The 21,182-nt window shown below is 44.3% G+C and carries 12 protein-coding genes; all 12 read left to right on the top strand.

All coding sequences use genetic code 11. The annotated features are described in order from the left end of the window. The first annotated feature begins 315 nt into the window (after positions 1-315). Complete coding sequence (locus tag KCV26_09870; protein WZX35632.1) at positions 316-3,507, top strand: TonB-dependent receptor; 3,192 nt, start codon at positions 316-318, stop codon at positions 3,505-3,507. A 21-nt stretch (positions 3,508-3,528) separates the two neighbouring features. Next, the gene (locus KCV26_09865; protein WZX35631.1) at positions 3,529-5,169 is read left to right on the top strand and encodes a RagB/SusD family nutrient uptake outer membrane protein; all 1,641 of its coding nucleotides are present in this window, start codon (positions 3,529-3,531) and stop codon (positions 5,167-5,169) included. A gap of 27 nt (positions 5,170-5,196) precedes the next feature. After that, positions 5,197-6,375, top strand: coding sequence for a hypothetical protein (locus KCV26_09860; GenBank protein WZX35630.1), 1,179 nt, complete (start codon positions 5,197-5,199; stop codon positions 6,373-6,375). A 220-nt stretch (positions 6,376-6,595) separates the two neighbouring features. Then, on the top strand, positions 6,596-7,603 hold the full coding sequence (locus tag KCV26_09855; GenBank protein ID WZX35629.1) for a LacI family DNA-binding transcriptional regulator: 1,008 nt from the start codon (positions 6,596-6,598) through the stop codon (positions 7,601-7,603). A gap of 15 nt (positions 7,604-7,618) precedes the next feature. Then, complete coding sequence (locus KCV26_09850; protein ID WZX35628.1) at positions 7,619-10,540, top strand: glycosyl hydrolase family 38; 2,922 nt, start codon at positions 7,619-7,621, stop codon at positions 10,538-10,540. A gap of 36 nt (positions 10,541-10,576) precedes the next feature. Then, on the top strand, positions 10,577-13,240 hold the full coding sequence (locus tag KCV26_09845) for an alpha-mannosidase (GenBank protein WZX35627.1): 2,664 nt from the start codon (positions 10,577-10,579) through the stop codon (positions 13,238-13,240). A gap of 24 nt (positions 13,241-13,264) precedes the next feature. Then, a complete protein-coding gene (locus KCV26_09840) occupies positions 13,265-14,641 on the top strand; it encodes a sugar porter family MFS transporter (protein WZX35626.1) in 1,377 nt (458 codons plus the stop codon). 9 nt (positions 14,642-14,650) lie between these two features. Beyond that, positions 14,651-15,667, top strand: coding sequence for a hypothetical protein (locus KCV26_09835; GenBank protein WZX35625.1), 1,017 nt, complete (start codon positions 14,651-14,653; stop codon positions 15,665-15,667). Next, on the top strand, positions 15,664-18,054 hold the full coding sequence (locus tag KCV26_09830) for a GH92 family glycosyl hydrolase (GenBank protein ID WZX35624.1): 2,391 nt from the start codon (positions 15,664-15,666) through the stop codon (positions 18,052-18,054). Before KCV26_09835 ends, KCV26_09830 begins: the two co-directional genes overlap by 4 nt. A gap of 35 nt (positions 18,055-18,089) precedes the next feature. Beyond that, the gene (locus KCV26_09825) at positions 18,090-18,767 is read left to right on the top strand and encodes a D-lyxose/D-mannose family sugar isomerase (GenBank protein ID WZX35623.1); all 678 of its coding nucleotides are present in this window, start codon (positions 18,090-18,092) and stop codon (positions 18,765-18,767) included. Between the two features lie 12 nt (positions 18,768-18,779). After that, positions 18,780-19,970, top strand: coding sequence for a carbohydrate kinase family protein (locus KCV26_09820; GenBank protein ID WZX35622.1), 1,191 nt, complete (start codon positions 18,780-18,782; stop codon positions 19,968-19,970). A gap of 10 nt (positions 19,971-19,980) precedes the next feature. Continuing rightward, a complete protein-coding gene (locus KCV26_09815) occupies positions 19,981-21,171 on the top strand; it encodes a hypothetical protein (GenBank protein ID WZX35621.1) in 1,191 nt (396 codons plus the stop codon). Positions 21,172-21,182 lie beyond the last annotated feature (11 nt).

Raw genomic sequence — 21,182 nt, 5'->3', positions numbered from 1 at the left:
CCTTATTTTCGATATATTCATAAATAATATTATATTTTTATATTATTTATTATGTTTTATTTTGCATATAATAAATAATATTCTATTTTTGCAATGAATATTTAGCATTATTAAAACTCATGTGCCGTTAGTATACACAAGCTGTAACTGAACCTCTGATGATCATATTCATAATATATGATAATTTATGTGTCATTTTGTGCTTAATTTTTTATAATATATTACAATTTTACTTTCATTCTACAAAAAATCAATCACTCAATACCAAGATGCGCTCAGGACTTTAATTAATTATTAATCTAAAAAAATGAAAGAATGAAAAGACAAATTTCAAATCTGGCAAGAGGAATGGTGTTCATTTTATTATGGACTATTTCCTTATGTATGTTTGCTCAGGGCATTACAGTAAGAGGTAGTGTGGTTGATGCAAACAATGAACCATTAATTGGGGTAACGATTCAGGTTCCTGGAACTACCATCGGAACTGTTACCGATGCCGATGGGAATTTTACGTTAAGTAATGTTCCCTCCAATGGCCAAATAGAGGTATCCTATGTGGGCATGCAGACACAGTTAATTCCGGTGAACGGAAGAACAACCATACAGGTGACCTTAAGTGAAGACACCGAATTACTGGAAGAAGTGGTGGTGGTTGGGTACGGCACCATGAAGAAAAGCGACCTGACCGGTGCCGTCGAGAATGTATCTGCAGCCCGCTTGCTGGACAAGCCGGCATTCAACGTGGCTCAGGCTCTTTCGGGAAAGGTAGCCGGATTAAAGATCATTGAACGTTCGGGAGCACCCGGAGGTATCCCCATGATCCGTATCCGTGGAACGAACTCCATCAACTCGGGAAACGACCCGCTTTTTGTGGTAGATGACGTAGTAGGCGTCACCAATGCATTAACCATTTTAAATCCAAACGAAATTCAATCCATTGATGTATTGAAAGACGCTTCTGCTACGGCTATTTATGGTGCCCGTGGCGCAAACGGCGTTATCATTATTACCACCAAGCGCGGTGTCGAGGGAAAACCGATAGTATCGTACGATGGTTATGTCACACAAAGTTATATGCAACGCAGGTTGAACGTATTGAATAACGAACAGTTCTTCTACGTGATCAGGCAAGCCTATATGAATGTATCCAAATACGCTACCAATCCTAACTGGTCAACCCTTTACGATGCTTCTATCCTGCCTCCGGGGAAAGGCTCCATGACCTATTCCGAGATGCCTTGGTTGTTTGAAAAAACAACACAGGGGGGATACCCAATTCCAATGATGGGGCGCGACGGAAACTATTACAAACCGCGTTTTGAGAACGACTGGGAGGGCGAAACTTTCCGGCCGGCAACTTCCACCAACCATCAGATAGCCATACGCGGGGGGAATAAAGACGTAAAACTGGGCACTTTCCTAGGATATTCAAACAACAACGGATTGCTGTTAAATTCAAACTTCGAACGTTTTTCAGGCAAACTCACCGGAGATGTAAAACTGACCGACTGGTTCAACATCAACTCTTTCTTATCGCTGAACAGAAGTAAGGAAAGGACCAACGACGTTTCATATTTCAGCGGGGGTATGGCACGTTCCGCTATCGAATCATACCCTATGCTACCCATCAAGTATCCCGATGACCCGGAAGTCTACGGAATTTATGCCGGACAATACGGAACCAATGCCGACTTCCCGATGGGAGAAGTGGACTGTCAGTCTCCCGTAGCTATCAGTAACGGGGTGGAAACATTCAGACGCCGCGTGCAGGTAAACGGAGCTCTTAGCCTCAATTTCACGATTACTCCAAACCTGACGTTTAAAAGCAATTTTGCTATGGATCTTCTGGAAGAGAAATATTACCGGTATGCCAACAGAAAAATTTCCCGTTCGGCACAAGGTGCTGCAAACCTGGAAGCATTTAAAAATTATTACTGGCAAAACGAAAACTATTTCAACTACAACAATACGTTCGGAGATCATACAATTGCCGGTTTGCTGGGAGCATCCTGGTCGAGATTTACGGGTGAGAACCTGACCACTTGGAACGACCATTTCTTTGATGACTTTTACGGCTGGCACAATATCGGGATTGGTACAGCAACGAGGCCTGCTCCAAGCAGCAGCGATCGCCAAAATTCACTCAATTCTTATTTTGCCCGTGTGAATTACGATTTTATGGGCAAATACCTGTTTACAGCTACAGGACGTTATGACGGCTCTTCCAAATTCGGGAAAAACTCCAAATACGGATTCTTTCCCTCTGCCTCAGTGGCCTGGAGAATGAGTGAAGAAGAGTTTATGAAGAATATCAACGGGCTGACCAACCTGAAATTCCGTGCAAGTATCGGCCAGACAGGTAACCAGGAAATTGGTAGTTATGTAACACAAACCTTTATCGGCTCAGGAAACGTAGTATTGGGAAATGCGGGACAACCCGGACTGTGGCCCAACTCGGTAGGAAATCCCGACCTGAGGTGGGAAAAAACGACACAATACAACTTTGGAGTCGATTTGGGGTTTGCAGACAACAGAGTCACTCTGATGCTGGATTATTACAACAAGCTGACATCAGATATGTTACTGGACGTACCTTTGCCACAATCTACCACAACGGGGAGTGTGCGGTTGAACTACGGAAAAATACGCAACGAAGGATTTGAAGCCGTATTGAGCACCCACAACGTGAAAACACGGAATTTCAACTGGTACAGCGACATCAACTTCACCCGTAACGTCAACACCATTGAACAATTGGGCCCGACAGGAGCAGACATCTTACGTAACTGGTGGGTAGGCGGAGCCAATACCATTTTAAGGGAAGGTTTGCCGGTCGCTCAATTTTTCGGATTAAACCGTTTAGGAACCTACGGAACTCAGGAAGCTAGCCTGGCAGCCCGTTACGGCATGCTTCCCGGCGACGTTAAATACGAGGACCGGAACAACGACGGAAGAATCAGTTTCGTAGAAGACGGTATACCTATGGGAAGCGCTTTCCCTATTTGGGACATGAACGTTAACAACAGCGTAACGTACAAAAATATCGACTTCAACCTGGACATCCGTATTTCTTACGGCGCCAAGAAGGAAAACAGAACCAACCACTCTTCAGAAGACCGTCAGGGCTTAGCCAACGGAAAAACATCCATCTTGGATGCCTGGCGCCCCGACCATCAGAATACGATGGTGGCACAGGTTCGTCCCGGAAACGGCGGTGCATACTACCAAACTTATCCCGATACCCGTTGGATTGAAGACGCTTCTTTTGTCAGGGGTGATGGGATGACGCTGGGTTACACCTTCCCGCAGGACATGACGAAGAAAGTCGGAGCCAGCAGGGTGAGAATATACCTGAATGCTTCCAATTTCTTCTTATTGACCAAATATTCAGGCTACGACCCTGAAGGTAGCGATAACGATAACATGGATAGTATTACACCCGGTATGGACTTCTTCATGTATCCGAGACCGTCGAATTACTCATTCGGTGTTAATCTTACTTTCTAACCCAATTAAACTGCATTGAATATGAAAACAAAATCAACCAATATAAAATACGTATTCATTACGTTGATGGCCGGGATATTGTTCTTTTCCTGTAATGAATTTTTGGCAGAACATCCCACCGGCACATTGACAGATGAAGCACAGATCACAAGTATCCCCGGCGGCGTTGCACTGGCAACAGGAGCCTACAGGGCATTGCCCGACTGGACAGGCGGAGGTAACGTATGGGGAAGCAGCCTCCCGGGAAGTTTGGAATATCCCACTGGAAAAGCGTATGCACAATACATGGGATCAGACCTTTGGAAATACGAAACCGATATTATGGATGGAACGCATCCATATTTTACAACCATATGGAACAACTGGTACAGAGGCGTCAGGGATGCCAACCTAGCCATAAAAATGTTACCGGGCGTGACGCAGATGCCGGAAGCCGACCGGTCAAAATATATGGGTGAAGTCCGCACATTACGCGCATTCTATTATTTCTGTCTGGTAAGACTGTATGGCGATGTCATAGCCAATACGACTGTTTTGCAGAATGTAAACGATGCTCAACAGCCGCGTACGTCGCTGGTAAATATTTATGACAAGATCATTGTTCCCGATCTGGAATTCGCTGTAAATGAAAGTAATCTACAAGATACGCGATCAACAGACGGGCGGGTTACCAAACACGTTGCCAGAGCAATACTGGCGGATGTCTACCTGACCATGGCCGGTTATCCCTACCAGGAAGCAAGGACTGACACCACAAAGAAATGGTGTGAAACCGGGAGCTGGGCTATGACCGAATATCCAGTAAATACCCCAAGTGCAAAAGAGTTGTTGCAGAAAGCCAAAACCCAGCTAGATTTTCTTTACGGCAAGTATCCGATCGGGAATTTCAGTGATTTGAACAATCCGGAAATGGACAATCAGGGAGGAGCAATTTTTCAGATCCAGTATGCATCGGGCATCAGGGATAACGGACTGATCGTTCATACGTTACCTTTATCCCTTCAGATTTCTGTATTTGATGTGGAAACCGGGACATTCATCCCCAGCACGGAATACCTGAACTCGTACGACCCGGCAGATATCCGTATGCAGGAAAGAGTATATTTTTACAGCAGCGATACAAAAGCTGCAAAATACGATCCCAACGAAAGCCCTGCACCAAAATTTGCCACCAGGTACCTGCAGAAATATTACGATAAGGACGCCATCAAGAGGAGTGCTCGTTCCGGCTTAAATTTCAACCTCTACCGGTATGCCGATATTTTACTGATGCAGACGGAAGTAAACTGGGCCCTGAGCAGGTTGGGAGTATCGATTCCCGGAAATGACATTATAAAAGGGATCAATGAAGTGAGAACAAGAGCCGGGTTACCCAGTTTTTCAGCGGAAGGACTTACCCTGCTCGACATCATGAGTGAACGCGCTTACGAACTGGTATTTGAAAACAAGATGTTGTGGGACCAGAGACGTACCCGCAAAGCACTGGTTGATGGAAGCGGCCAGTTTACCAGCATTGAAAATTTCGTTGGTCACCAGCCTGTAAATTTCAACTTTGAGTTTAGCAATAAACATTTACTGTCTCCGGTTTCGGGTACCGAATTGGATAACAACAGAAAATGTACTCAGAATTTCGAATGGCTGCCCTTACAGAAAGGGGAATGATTTTATTAATTTGAAAAATTTAAACGTATGAAAAAATATATTTCAACTCTTTTTGCCGTCATATTCATCATCAGTTGTGGTCAGGACAATGTATATGAAATACCCACTGACGCAAATGGGAACATTATCTGGACCGGAGTGTCAAGCACCACAACGACCGGAATAAGCTCTATCGATAACTCTTTCACGGTTACCGCCACATTTGCAACAGCTAAAGCCGGCGATGTGATGAAAGTGGAGTTGCTGCAGTTACAAACACCTCCCGAAGGCGGGACAACAAAACAGTTGCTTCCCCTGGCAAACACTCAAAAGGATGTTACGGTCGGAAGCGACCTGAAGGCATCTATAACCTATACCCGGGATCAGGCGAACCTGAAAGGGGTGGGCGATTATGTCATGGTTATGTTTAACGGAGCTACCGATTATGCAAAACAACGAGTGGACATGACCAACGCCATGACGGTATCGAAACCCACAGTGTCCGGTAAGGAAATTGAGGTTGCCCGTACGGCTGAAGTAGCCTATTTCAATGTAAATGTAACCCCCAAAGAAGGCACATTCACTGGAAATGTTGAAGTAAAAAGAAAAAACGGCACCAACGGGACCTGGATTGATGTAACAGGATCTCCTTTCTCGGGCGCTACACAGCCTTATCTAGTGCCTATTGCGGGAACCGACTTTGTTATCGAAAACGATACAATGTTCTACACCTTTACAGCTACACAAGGCAGTTATCAGGAAAAAATTGAAAGAACGGTTATTGTAAGAGATCCCTATTTCTACCTGAAAAAATCGGCCACACTCACACTGGGCGGTTCTTCGGCAGGTAGAAACCTGCTTATAAACGCAGCTGTTCCTGCAAACGATCCCATGGCCCTGATTGCTATTGAAGGTTCCCTGATGCTTAAAGGTGGTTCAGCATATCTGGCTGCCGGCAAAACCATACAGTTTGTGCCTTCTACAACTGCAATGTACGCGCTCAATAATTCCAATACGGCAATTGCTGCATTTGAAAGTGGAACGCCAGCCAACACATTGGATCCTATTTCAGGACAGGGCGTATACATATTCAAAGCGGTAACCGGTCCAAATCCAGCCGATGTATATTACGGAATGATTATGGTTACCGGCGTAACTCCAAACCAGTCCGTTTCGTTCGAATACAGAATTGGGAACCAGTATGCTCACCTTACCGTAATAAAGTAGGGGAAAGCATAAATACAACAACACCGCGAATAAGTCCGCGGTGTTGTTGTATAAAAAACGGTCGTGAAGCTATCGGTATCATAGGAGCCTATTTTAGGCACAATTGCGATGTTAATTAAATATAAAAACAAAGTATTCTGGAAGAATTACTTCAATATTTATTTATCTTCGTAAAGATTTTTTATAAAACGTTAGTTAACCGGTTTAGCAATAAAGGTACATGAAAAAAAAGAAAAAAGTATCCATACAGGATATTGCTGATAAACTAGGCGTTTCGAAAGGGACGGTTTCATTGGTATTGAGCGGAAAAGCGGAAGGGAGTCGTATAAGCGACGAGATGAGTAAGAAAGTGAAAGAAACGGCTGAAGAAATGAACTATCAACCCAATGAAATAGCGCGAAGCCTCAGTACCGGCAAAACCATGACTATAGGAGTGATTGTCACGGATATTTCCAACGAGTTTTTTGGGAACCTGACTTTCCACATACAAGAACAGGCAAAGAAATACGGTTACACGGTGATTACGACGAACACAAATGAAAGCCTGGATGAATTCAGTAATGCGGTGACTACATTGCTGAACAAACAGGTTGACGGCATTATATTTGTTCCCGTGGATAATGGACGGCAGATTGCTGAGAAAATTACGAGAAGGCACATCCCCCTGGTACAGGTAGATCGTTTTTATCCCAACCTCGAAGCCAACTACGTCATAGTTGATAATTACAACGTATCGGCAAAAGCCACGGAGCATCTGATAAAAAAAGGGTTAAAGAAGATTGCCGTTGTTTGTTATGATTTTGATGTAAATGCCTTAACCGAAAGGCGGCGGGGATGTACAGATACGCTGAGCAAGTATAAATTACTGGATTCCAACCTGATTAAAAACATCAATTATCAGGATCAGGAGGAAGAGATCAAACTGGCTATCCATGACCTAAAGAATTATCCGGAAAAAATTGATGCCGTGTTTTTCTGTTCGCGGAAGGTATTTATTACCGGTGTGAGATATATGTATAAAAATGCCATTAAAATTCCTGAAGACATGGAAGTTGTCTGCTTCGATAAGATTGACTCTTTCGCTATCGCCAATATTCCCATCATTTACATTGAACAACCCATAAAAAAAATGGGGGAAAAAGCGGTCGATGTGCTTATGGAACAAATCAAGGGATCAGACACAATAAAACAATGTGTGTTTGATACTGAACTCATGTATATGAATTAAGAAACTGATCTACTTATGAATCCAATTTACAAATTCTTCGATAAGACATATTGCAGAAAAGTATTGTTCTATTTTCTTTTGCCCTTCTTTGTTGTTGAGGGACTCTACGCACAGGGCAATCAGCAAGAGCAGGTTATTTTCATGAATACTCCGGTCCTCTTTAGCGAAAACGGGCAAAATTATCAGCAAGTTATCGCAGGCTATACTTCGGAAAACGCAGGGAAAATCATTTTCCGATACGGCGGTAAAAATTTATTAGCTTCGGACACGAGGAAAGGGTTTAATAAGTTCTTGCTGACATTTCCTGCCGTAAGCAAGCCTGAAGAGATTACCCTTGAAACAACGGTTAACGATGAAAATGCGATGCAACACAAGGTTGTTCTTATACCTCCTCAGAAGAAATGGACCATCTACCTTGTCCAGCATTCCCATACAGATATCGGGTATACTCGCCCGCAATCCGAGATACTTGCCGAACAGATGCGCTACATCGATTATGCGCTGGATTACTGCGACCAGACCGATAATTTGCCGGATGAGGCCAGGTTCAGGTGGACGTGTGAATCATCGTGGGTGGCCCGTGAATATATCCGTACAAGGCCTGGATCACAGATCAAGCGGTTATTGAAACGGATACGGGAAGGGAGGATAGAAGTGACCGGCATGTTCGCGAATATGTCAGAAATAGCCGATGAAAATTCGCTGTTCGATTTCTTACAGCCTCTTAGAGAGATTAAAAATTCAGGAATTCAGGTTAAAACAGCCATGCAAAACGATGTAAACGGAATAGCGTGGTGCATGCCCGATTATTTTAAAAATACCGGAGTAAAATACCTTATCATGGGCATAAACGAAACAAGATCAATAAGGCCGTTTGATATACCCACTTGTTTCTGGTGGGAAGCGCCATCCGGGGAAAGGTTATTGGCTTTCAGGGGTGAACACTACATGACCGGCAATTTTTACAACATCGAAAAAGAAGACATCGATTTCACCCATATGATCTGGGGTATTTCAGAGTTGGAAAAAAAAGGCTATCCGTTCGACCGGATAGGTATCCAGTTCTCAGGTTATTTTACTGATAATGCCCCACCTTCCACTGCCGCCTGCAAATTTGTTGAAGAATGGAACTCCACCCACGAATTTCCTAAACTAAAACTAGCCATAGCCAGTGAGTTTATGGAATATGTTGAGGAAAATCATGCCGAAGAGTTGCCGGTTTACAGAAATGCCTGGCTCGATTGGTGGACGGATGGCTTCGGCTCTATTTCCCGTGAAACAGCGGAAATCAGGAAAACACAGAACGCCATCCAGCAAGACGAAGGGTTATTGGCCATGGTTACACTGCTGGATGGCGAACTATCGCCTGAAATTGAAAAAAAAATCGAGCACATCAAGGAAAATATCATTTTCTTTGATGAACATACGGTTGGAGCAGCCGAAAGTATTCAATCTCCATTTTCCGAAAATTCGGTTAAGCAATGGCTGCAAAAAGGAGCCTACGCCTGGGAGGCTGTAAAAAAAGAAACACTGATGAAGGAAGAAGCTTTGGCCAGGTTGCAACCCTATTTGCACAAAGCAAATTTTCCCGTCATTTACATTATCAATCCCTTGGGGTGGGACCGCTCAGGATCTGTAGAACTTTTCATCGATTCAGAGGTATTGCCTCCCGAAAAAAAGGCCAGCATAACGGATGTTTCTACAGGAAAGAAAGTCCCTGTCCAGTTGGTTAAAAAAAGGGCTGAGGGCGCTTACTGGATGCTTGAAGTAAAAGACGTCCCAGCACTGGGTTATAAAGCATTAAAAATCAGCACAACAGACGAGTTATTGTCACCAGAAATACTTCCTGGAACCGAAATTATGGAGAACGGGTTTTACCGGATCGAAGTGGACAAAAAGACCGGTGCGGTTAAAAGCCTTTTCGACAAGGAGCTTCGTCTCGAATTGGTTGACCGCAACAACCCCTACCATTTGGGACAACCCATCAGGGAAACATCCGAAAAACGCGACACCCCCCCATTCCACCGGGCCGTGAGCGACCACATCAGTGTGGAAAAAGGTGTGCAGGGCACTATTTGGGAAAGCATAAAAATATTTTCAGACATGCCGGGATTCAGCGGCGCTGGGGAAGGGGCAACAAAGGGCTTGGAACTTGAAATAAGGCTTTACCGCAATACCCGAAAAATAGAATTTAAATACAGTGCACATAAGGAGATAATCACCGATCCCGAAGCATTGTACATAGCTTTTCCCTTTTCTTTACCGGAGGCTAAAATTGTGTTCGAAACAACCGGAGGCATATTAACCCAGGGCCAGCAGCTTCCGGGCTCTTCTTCCGACTGGAATGTCGCCCAAAACTTCGTTTCCGTTCGGAGCAGCAAAGGCCAGGTGGTAGTTGTCAGTAATGAAGTTCCCCTGTGGCAATTCAGCGATTTCAACATGGGTAAGTTCGAACGCTATCCCAAACAAGGACTTCCCTGGCTCTATTCCTGGGTAATGAACAATTACTGGTTTACGAATTTCAGGGCTTACCAGGAAGGAACTTTTAGCTGGAGTTATCAACTTACCTCTACAAACGATACCACCAACGCTTTTGCTACGAAATTCGCATGGGGAGAACGAAATCCTTTTGCCACCAGAACCCTTCCCGCAGGAGAGAACAAATTATGCAATGCATCGCTCAGAACATTAAAAATCGATGGCCCCGAAAACGTCTTGGTAATAAATATCCGCCCGTCCTTTCACAAAAAATCGATTATACTGCATTTACGTGAACTCGAAGGATTGCCGGCCGATATTAAGCTGTCACCCGCTGATCAAACCCTAACCATAAAAAAAGTAACCGAAATTAATTCCTTGGGAGAGAGAACCGGACAACCGATATCAGCCATCCGGTTAAAACCTTATGAAGTGAAATTTATTGAAGTGGAAATTTAATGTTTTTCTAAACTAAATCATCAAAAAATGAATACGATGAAAGCAATTCTTATCACCCTTTGTGTTTCGTGGGTATCGTTATCCTCTTTTGCAATGTTCAACGAACCTCTTGTTCCCGACGTATCAAAGAAAGATACCATCCATGTCGTAGGACATGCCCACATGGATATGAACTGGCTATGGACTTACTCCGAAACCATGAAAATGTGCAACGACAATCTCAGGCAAGCCGTCGCTTTTATGAAGGAATTTCCCGATTATACCATGATTCAGAGCCAGGCCTCTGTTTACAACTTCGTGGAAAAAGTAGATCCTCCGTTGTTTGAAGAAGTTAAAAACTACGTAAAAGAGGGGCGCTTTGAACCCGTTGGGGGTATGTGGACCGAAGGCGATATGAATCTTTCTTCCGGTGAGGCCATAACCCGTTCCTTTTTACTTGGACAACGCTACTTCCAGAAACATTTCGGAAAAATGGCAGCCATCGGCTGGCTACCCGATAACTTCGGCCATGTGTCGCAGATGCCTCAAATATTGAAATTGGCCGGATGTAATTATTTCTATTTTCACCGGTGCAAACCTTATATCGGTACATTCTGGTGGGAAGGGACTGATTTATCTAAAGTCCTTTGCTACGCAAACGACACCTATAACGGCGACATTAACTTGAAACTGAAAGATGAACTCACCAAATTTGACCCCAAAGGGCACCGGATCCTGCAAATTACCGGCGTAGGAGATCACGGAGGAGGTCCCACCCGGGCAAACATAGAGATGGTCCATCAACTGGATAAGATGGCTGATTATCCTGCCGTAAAATTTACGACGGCGAAAGATTTCTTTAAGAAAAGCGCCGTTGAAGCCAAAGACAAACCAACGCATCACGGTGAAATGCAGTTTATATTCGAAGGTTGTTACACCACCGTATCGGAAATAAAATCAGGGAACCGTAACAACGAGAACATGCTGTACAGCAACGAGTTTTTTAATACGCTACGCTGGTTGAAAGGAGACAACTACCCTGCTGAAGAAATACGCGACCTCTGGATTACACAAACATTCAACCAGTTTCACGATATTCTTCCCGGATCGGCTATCAACGAAGCCAACAAAGAAGCCGTTGCCCGGTATATGGAAAATCTCCGGAAGTCGACGGAACTGAGGGACAACGCTTTCCGAAAAACAGCCGACGAAATAAAATTTCAGACCAACATGGGACAACCTGTGGTAGCATTTAACCTGCAGCCAGTCTCGCGTAAAACGGTTGTGGAAGCAAACGTCTATTCTCACACGCAACCTGCTTCCGTAAAATCGACAAGCTGGGGCGATTATTACGGGTCAAAAAACATTACTCCCATCGATAAAGGCCAGGGAAATTATCCTACTGTTTTGGTTCGTGATGCTTCCGGAAAAACGTATCCCGCGCAAATTGTATGGTCCAAGGTAACTCCTCCGGGGTTCACCTCAAAAATACAATTCATTGTTGACGAAATGCCGGCAGGAGGATACAAAACGTTCTACGTGGATATGACCCAGCCGGGCACGTTCAATGAACCGATCCCTTTCGAAAACAACACATTCGAAACAGATTTCTTTGAGGTAAAAGTAAACATGAAAACCGGATCAATCTCAAGTCTGTACGACAAACGTAACGGGAAAGAATATGTTCAGGAAGGGAAAGAACTGAATCGCCTCAAAATGTATCTAGAAGACAAGAAAGGGGGAATGAAATCATGGACCTTGAATAAGATTGTAAAAGAAGAAGAGGTAGATGATGTAAGAAGCGTGAAGGTAGTAGAAAACGGGCCGGTAAGGGCATGTATTGAAACGGTTAAATACTGGGGAAAATCGAGTTTCACCGAAAGAACCTACATCTACCGTTCCTATCCGAGAATCGAATACGAAATGGAAGTGCATTGGCTTGAAACCGGAACAGACTCAACCGATTCACCCATGCTAAGGGCTCACTTTCCACTGGCATTTGATGCTCCAAGATTTTATTGCCAGGTGCCTTTTGATGTGGTTGAAAGGCCGGCAAACGGTAAGTTTCAGGGAGGAGCCGTGCCCAGACACCTCACCTCCCAATCGAATGTTTACGGTGTTGATCCCGAAAGAGGTGACGGACAGGAAGTGCCCGCACAAAAATGGGTGGACGTAACCGACGGGCAAGCCGGTATAGCCCTTCTAAATAAAACCAAATACGGGCATTCCTATCACGACGGGGAACTACGGCTTACGCTGATGAGAGCCGCAGGCAGTCCGGACATCTATCCCAATCTCGGCAAATTTGTCATCAGTTATGCACTTTATCCTCACGCGGGAGATTGGAAGAATGGCGTATGGGTAGAAGGCGATGATTACAATGTTCCCGTGCTGGCAGCAGAGCCTCCCTCGCTGGCTCTGATAAAAGACCACGCCACACAACCCGAGGAAAAATCGTTCTTCTCCGTAGCCCAGCCCAACATAGCAATAACAGGCATCAAACAATCCGAAGAGGGCAATGAACTTATAATCAGAATGGTGGAAACTGAAGGAAAAGCAACAACCGCCACTATTAATCTACCCGTTGCGGCAACATCGGCACGAAGGCTGAACCTGATAGAAATGCCCCTCCAAGGTGTATCTTCACCTGCCTTACAAGGTACAACCCTATCTGTACAGTTAAAACCCCATGAAATTGCAACAATCGGTATCAAACCTTAACGGACAAACTTAAATTAGTGATGTATGCAAAACCTAAATACAGTAGTTTCTGAAAAGAGAATTAATTTAACCGGTATTTCCCTTATAGCTGCCTTGGCCGGTTTCATTTTTGGGTTTGACACGGTTGTCATTTCCGGAGCCAATTTACCCATTAAGGAACTGTGGAACACCTCCCCACTATTTCATGGATTTTTTATCATGTCCATGGCTTTATGGGGCACCGTGATCGGAGCAATTTTCGGTGGGTTTCCCACGGAAAAATTCGGAAGAAAAAAAGTATTGCTCAGCGTCGGGATCTTGTTCAGCTTATCAACAATAGGAACGGCATTGGCTACAAACCCCTATTCTTTTTCTTTCTTTCGATTTATCGGGGGATTGGGGATCGGAATATCTTCTGTTGTGGCCCCCATCTATATATCGGAAATTTCTACTCCGGCAAACAGGGGAAAGCTTACCGGAATGTATCAGTTCAACATTGTATTTGGTTTGCTGATAGCATATATTTCAAATTATTTTTTAAAGGGATTTGACGGAGCAAACGATTGGCGTTGGATGCTGGGTGTTATGATTATACCTTCTCTTGTTTACGCACTGCTGGTAATCTTTGTTCCCGAAAGTCCAAGATGGCTGGTGATGAAAAACAGGGAGGGAGAAGCTGAAGAAATAATTACCCGGCTAGGGATTAATCATCCGAAAGAAGAGGTTCAAACCATTGCAAACCATATCAGGGAACAAATGAAGCGTAAAAAATCTTCCCTTTTTATCCCCCGGTACAAACGTATCCTGTGGTTGGCTTTCTTCATCGCTTTTTTCAATCAGTGGTCGGGTATTAATTTTATTCTCTACTATGCTCCCGAGATTCTGGAACGATCCGGATTGGCAGCTAGAGACTCCTTAATGAACTCCATCCTGCTTGGCGGAATAAACATCATTTTTACTTTTTTAGGATTATACCTTATCGATAAGCTGGGCCGGAAAAAATTACTTATTATCGGCTCATTCGGATACATTATAAGCCTTGTAATGGTTGCGTGGAGTTTCTATACTCACGCCGGATCCATGGTCCTGCTGGTCTTTTTGTTGTTGTTCTGCGCATCGCACGCTATCGGACAAGGCACGGTTATCTGGGTCTTTATTTCGGAAATATTCCCAACCGGTATCCGGGCGAAAGGCCAGTCTTTCGGTGCGAGTATACATTGGGTCTTTGCTGCCCTCATTACGTTGATCACTCCTGTTTTTTTGGATTCCGAAAGAGGTGTCTTCCGGGAAAACCCCTGGCCCATATTTGCCTTCTTTGCCTTCATGATGGTGCTGCAACTGATATGGGTATTACTGAAAGTACCTGAAACCCGGGGGATCTCCCTGGAAGCGCTGAGTAAAAAGTTGATACCGGACAAATAATCTATAAGCATGGTCATTTTAGAAAACAACAACGTCTTGCTGAAGATAAATTTAGATGGCGGTTCTTATTCCGATTTTCACCTGAAAGATCAGCCTTTGAATCCCATTAACTGGGTGATTAAAGACGAGACACAACCTCCTTTTAAAGGCCATTTCCTTTGTTTCGACCGTTGGGGGCCTCCTTCCGAAGCCGAAAAATCAAATGGGTTTACGCATCACGGAGAAGTGAACAGTCAACGATGGGAACTAATAAACCATGCTGCTACCAGCACTTCTAACGAATGCGTTATGTGTTGCACTTTACCGATGGGGGGACTGGAAATAACCCGGCAGGTCAGTCTGTCGGGAGAAGAGCCGCTATTTTTCGTTTCGGAAAAAATCAGGAACCTCAACAAGTATGGCCGCATGTTCAACCTAGTTCAACACGTCACCGTTGCGCCGCCTTTTCTCGACAGGAAAACCTTATTCGATAACAATACCGAAAAAGGATTTGAAGACAAGGAAGACGGAAGTTTACATCAGGAAGAACCTGTTCTGTGTTGGCCTGAAGCCGTTCATAAGGATGGGAAAGTAGACCTGCGGCATTTTCAGGATCCCTGGCCCAGGGTATCCTCTTTCATTTACAACAGACGTGAAACTTACGGCTGGGTTACCGCAAGTAATCCCACCCTGGGGGTTATGTTGGGCTATCTGTGGAAAGTTGAGGATTATCCCTGGATTAATTTTTGGCGATCCATGGAAAACGGCAATCCTGTAGCTTTCGGTATGGAATTTGGCACTACCGGGTTACACGAACCTTTCACGGTAGTGGCAAAAAAAGGGAAGATCTTTGACCGGAACCTGTATGAGTTTATCGATGCCCAAGAAACGATTGAAAAGACTTTTCTGGCCTTTCTGGCCAGGATCCCTGAAGATTTCAACGGAGTAGATAACATCAGGTTGGAGGACTCAAACCTGGTTATCAGGGAAAGAGGCAGAACAGACAGAAACATCCGGTATAAGTTCAAGAGACATTATCTGGGATGACAAAAAGTCAGCACGCAATAAAGATCAACATGAACAGGTTAAAAATATTACTTATTCTATCGGTTATGGCCGTTCCTCACCTCCGTTCCGTGAGTCAGGAAAGGCCTTCAGATTTGGCAAACCCTTTGATTGACACGCACAAATCCAGGTACGATTATTTTATATCTGCGGCACTTCCCTTTGGGATGGTCTCCCTCTCTCCCGATATGAAACACGGCGAGATGTGGAATTCAGGGTATTTATACGACGAAAAATATATCCTGAATTTCTCACATGTGCACAACGGACAAACTGCCGGTATACCGGTAATGCCGGTTGTGGGAGAATGTAAAGGGTACCTCGGGCTTGAAGCAAGCAAGTCGGAATTCAGTCACGACAAAGAGGTGGTCAAGGTGGGTTATCACAAAGTTTTTCTCGAAGATTCTCAAATTACGGCGGAGCTGACCGCTACCTGTAGGGTAGGAATGCATCGGTACACTTTCCCGGCAGCAGATACCGCCCACTTCATCTTTGATTTAAGCGCTGCTCTGGGGGCAACAAAAACATCATATGCCTACGCAAGAAAAATCAGTTCAAACGAAATTGAAGGATATTCTCTCCTCTCCCCCACGTTCAGGAGAAAAAAACCTTACCTGATTTTCTTTGTTGCTCAATTCGACAAGCCATTTGACAGTTTTAACGGTTGGGAGAAAAACAAGGAAGGTATCCGAAAGATAATCCGCCCTGAAGAAAATCTCATATCCGGCGATACCATCGGCGCATACGTAACCTACAGAGGATTGAAAAACAACGAACAGATATGCATCAAGGTAGGCATCTCTTTTGTCAGCACTGAAAATGCGAGGATGAACTTGAGCTCAGAATTACCGCATTGGAATTTTGACAAAGTGGTAAAAGATGCCGCAGAAGCGTGGGACAACTATTTAAGCCGGGTACTGGTGGAGGGAGGGACCCGGGAACAGCGCATAAAGCTATATACCGATTTGATGCATACCGCTTCAAAAAGAATATCCGACGATGTAGATGGTTCATATATGGATTGGACAGGCATGTATCCGGTGGCAAGAAAACTCCCGTTGGGAAGCGATAACAAGCCCACCCGGCACTTCATCGAAGGAGACGGGCTTTGGGGAGGACAATGGAACCTGAACATCTTTTGGACACTGCTTTATCCCGAATACGGCAACTGGATGGTAGAAACATTTCTTGACTACTACCGGAATGCGGGGACAATGGCCCGCTGTTCCTGGGGGGGAAATTATTCCTATGTCATGGTGGGAGATCACACAACCCCATTGATAGCCGCCCTGTTGTCTTCAAAACGGGCCACATTCGATCCCGTTAGTGCCTATACCGGAGCCCGAAAAAATGCTTTCCCTGGAGGGATAAGGGACAGGGCCGGTTACGAAGCAGGCCCGCATCCTTCGGGAGGCGGGATGGATTGGTACGTCGAAAAGGGATATGTACCCATCGAGATCAGGGAGCGAGGTGAGGGCTTTCACCGCGAGGGAGCGGCAATGACGCTTGAATATGCTTATCAGGACTGGTGTCTTGCCCAGATGGCCGGGATACTGAAAAAGAGCGAAGACAGGAAACTTTTCATACAACGTTCCGAGAATTGGAGAAATGTTTTCGATCCGGCAATCGGGTGGTCACGTCCGCGACATGTCTCAGGGGAATGGCTGAAGGATTTCACGCCCGTTGTGGAAAAGGGGAAATTCAATTCCCCCGGATTTATTGAAGGAAGTTCGGCTACATATACTTTTTATGTTCCTCAAAACATGGAAGGTTTAATCCAGGAAATGGGAGGAAACAAAAAATTCATCGAGAAGCTGGAGTCAAATTTTTTAAAAGCAAAGGATTTTCGGTTTATTGCTCCCCACGGAGAACATGGCTCTGCCTGGGTTGATTATGAGAACCAACCTTCACTGGCAATGGCTCATTTGTTCAGTCACGCCGGAGCTCCCTGGAAAACACAGTACTGGGTGCGCGAGGTCAAGGAGAAAGCTTTTGGAGGAGTGGATCCGTACAGCGGGTACAACGGTGACGAAGATCAGGGAATGCTGGGTGCGCTTGGGGTGTTAATGGCCATCGGGTTATTCGATTTGCACGGATGTGTGGGTGAATTTCCCGAGTTGGAGATCACAAGCCCCCTGTTCGATAAAATAGTGTTGAGGTTTCCCTCTTTGGCAGATCCCCTACAAAACACCCTGTTCAGGATTTCTGTAAAAAAGAAAAATCCTGCAGACATATACATTCAACACGCCATATTGAACGGTATAAAATGGTCCCGTTTTCAATTTCCTGTTACTGATTTTTTAAACGGAGGAGAACTTGAGTTGGAACTGGGTCCTTATCCCAATAAAAAATGGGGAAAACCCTTTTGAAAGATACAATCTACTAAAACATCAAATTTATATTTATGAAACGAAGTGAAATCAATCAGATCTTAAGAGAAGCGAAAGAGTTTTTACACGAAAAAAATTTTTTGTTACCTCCCTGGGCTTATTGGACGATAGATGAGTGGAGGGAAAACAGAAAAAATGCGGAAGAAATTTTCAACAACATGTTGGGATGGGACATAACCGACTTCGGTTCAGGAGATTTTCACAGCCGGGGATTGTTTCTGTTTACCATCAGAAACGGAAAATTCAATGTAGACAAAAAGCCGTACGCCGAAAAAATAATGATCGTGGAGGAAAATCAGGAAACCCCGATGCACTATCATTGGTCAAAAATGGAAGACATCATTAACCGGGGCGGAGGAAACCTGGTTATCGAGCTTTACAATTCTACCCTTGACAACCAACTTGATACCACGGACGTACACTTTAAGAAAGACGGTATAAAAGGGTGGGTGGAAGCAGGAGGAAAAGTAGTCTTAACACCGGGAGAAAGTATTTCTCTGGAGCAGGGTATGTATCATCGCTTCTATGGCGAGCCGGGGAAAGGGAAGGTACTTGTCGGGGAGGTAAGCATGGTAAACGATGATTCGGCTGATAACTGTTTCCACGAAATAATCGGAAGATTTCCGACTATTGTCGAAGATGAAAAGCCACTCTATTTATTGGTCAACGATTACAACACTTTTCTCTCTTAACGTAAAACAGGAATGCTTAAAAAGAAAATAACAGTATCCGGTACAGGATGCTGCCTGGTGGACAGGCTGTACAACAACGTATCTTTTTATTCCAATGCTTTTCTTTCTTATTCCTCGAAAAAAAGAGGAGACGGAGGCCTTAGTCCCGGACACCTGGTACTGAAAGAGGAATTTGAAGAGTACACGAAAAAGAATTTTCAAGTTATCCTCAACGAACTGACAGCGGGGAGAGCGCCGGACAAAATCAATGTTGGAGGACCCTGCATCGTAGCCCTTATCCATGCTGCCCAGATCACATTTGGATTGAATAGTGAAATCAAGTTCTACGGGTGTCACGGGCCTGACGAAAACGGGAGTTTCCTGTTATCCTCCTTGCAAAAACTTCCGGTAAACATCAGTCATTTCAAGCAAATGGGGAACCTGACTCCATCAACCGATGTCCTTTCCGACCCCAGTTACGATAACGGGCACGGAGAAAGGGTATTTGTAAACTCTATAGGCTCGGCCTGGGACTATTCTCCCGAAAACCTGGATAACAATTTTTTCAAATCGGACATTGTTGTATTCGGAGGGAGCGCTCTGGTGCCGCAAATACATGACAATCTGGTTGAGTTGCTTCAACAATCGAAGGAGAACGGATGCATTACACTGGTTAACACGGTTTTCGACTTCGTGAATGAAAAGGCAAATCCACATAAAAGGTGGCCATTGGGAAAAAACGATGAAAGCTACCCAAACATCGATCTTTTGATTACCGATAGAGATGAGGCATTGCGCTTGAGCGGGGAAAAAAGTATTGAAAAAGCCATGCAATTTTTTATTGAGAAGCAAACAGGTGCAGTTATCATTACCAACGGGGCAAAGAATGTTTTGCTGTATGCAGGAAATGAATTGTTCGGGAGGGTTGAAATGCGGGAATTACCCGTTTCCGACGCTATATCGAAGAGAATAAGAGAAAAGGTTTATAACGGAGACACAACAGGCTGCGGAGATAATTTCGTAGGCGGCGTGATTGGCTCGTTGATGTTTCAACTCAACGAGGGAAAGATGAAACTTGACCTGGAGGCAGCCACCACACTCGGCATAGTATCAGGAAGTTACGCATGCTTATATATTGGCGGCACCTATTTTGAAAAATATCCGGGTGAAAAATACGAACTTATGACGCCGGTTCTTAACGACTACAAAAAGCAGATTAAATAACGAACGACTTATGGAAAAAAAATCCATCCTAATTTTTGGCGCCGGCAAGATAGGCCGCTCTTTTATCGGGCAACTGTTTGGTTTGTCGGGATACGAAGTTGTCTTTTCCGATATCGATGAGGAACTGGTTTCATTATTAAACCACGAGAAGTCATATGCCGTCGTGATTAAAGGAGACAAAGAGGAAAGGATAACCATATCCAACGTAAGGGCAATTAACGGTACCAATCAAGAAGCTGTGACCGAGGAAGTAAAAAACACTTCCATTATAGCGGTATCGGTTGGCAAGAATGCGTTGCCGAAAATTATTCCCACACTTGCCAAAGGATTAATAAAGCGTTTTCAAGGTTCTGAAAATGGTCCGGTTGATATCATCATTGCTGAGAACATGCGTTCTGCAAATGAAGTGATCTATAAAGAACTTAAAGACAATCTCCCGGACGATTTCCCTCTACACGATTATGTTGGACTGGTTGAAACAAGTATTGGAAAAATGGTTCCCCTTATGACTGCCGGAGAGATAAAGAAAGATCCTCTATCGGTCTTTGCGGAGCCTTACAACCAGTTGATCCTGGATAAAAAAGGATTCAGGAACGAAGTCCCGGACGTCATGGGGTTGGCTCCTAAGGAAAACATCAGGGCATGGGTCGATAGAAAAGCATTTATCCATAATTTGGGACATGCCACTGCTGCTTATTATGGTTTTTTTAAATATCCCGGTTCTACCTACCTCTATGAAGTTTTGGAAGACACACACGTAATAGAGTTTACAAGGGAGGCTATGCTTCAGTCTGCTGCCGTTCTTTTGAAAATATATCCAGACGATTTTACACCAAGAGATCTATCCGTTCACATTGAGGATTTACTATTCAGGTTTCGGAACAGGTCGTTGAAAGACACCCTATTCCGGGTTGGACAGGATATTCCCAGAAAATTAGGCCCCGATGACAGGTTTATGGGAATAATCCGTCTGGCCATCCCGTTGAGAATGCCTTATGACAAAATCCTGGAAGCCATGTCGTACGCTTTTTTCTTTAAAGCAACGGATGAAAACGGCCACAGGTCGGAACAGGACATCGTTTTTGAAAAACTCCTCTCTCAGGGAATCGATTATACATTGCAAAAAGTGTGCGGAATAGATCCGGTATTTGATCAGGAATTGGCTGAAAAGGTGAAAAGTTCTATAAACGTCAAACGTTAAATAATTACAAG

This window comes from Petrimonas sulfuriphila (assembly GCA_038561985.1).
Taxonomy (GTDB): Bacteria; Bacteroidota; Bacteroidia; order Bacteroidales; family Dysgonomonadaceae; genus Petrimonas; species Petrimonas sulfuriphila.
This window is presented reverse-complemented; position numbering and strand designations above follow the sequence as displayed.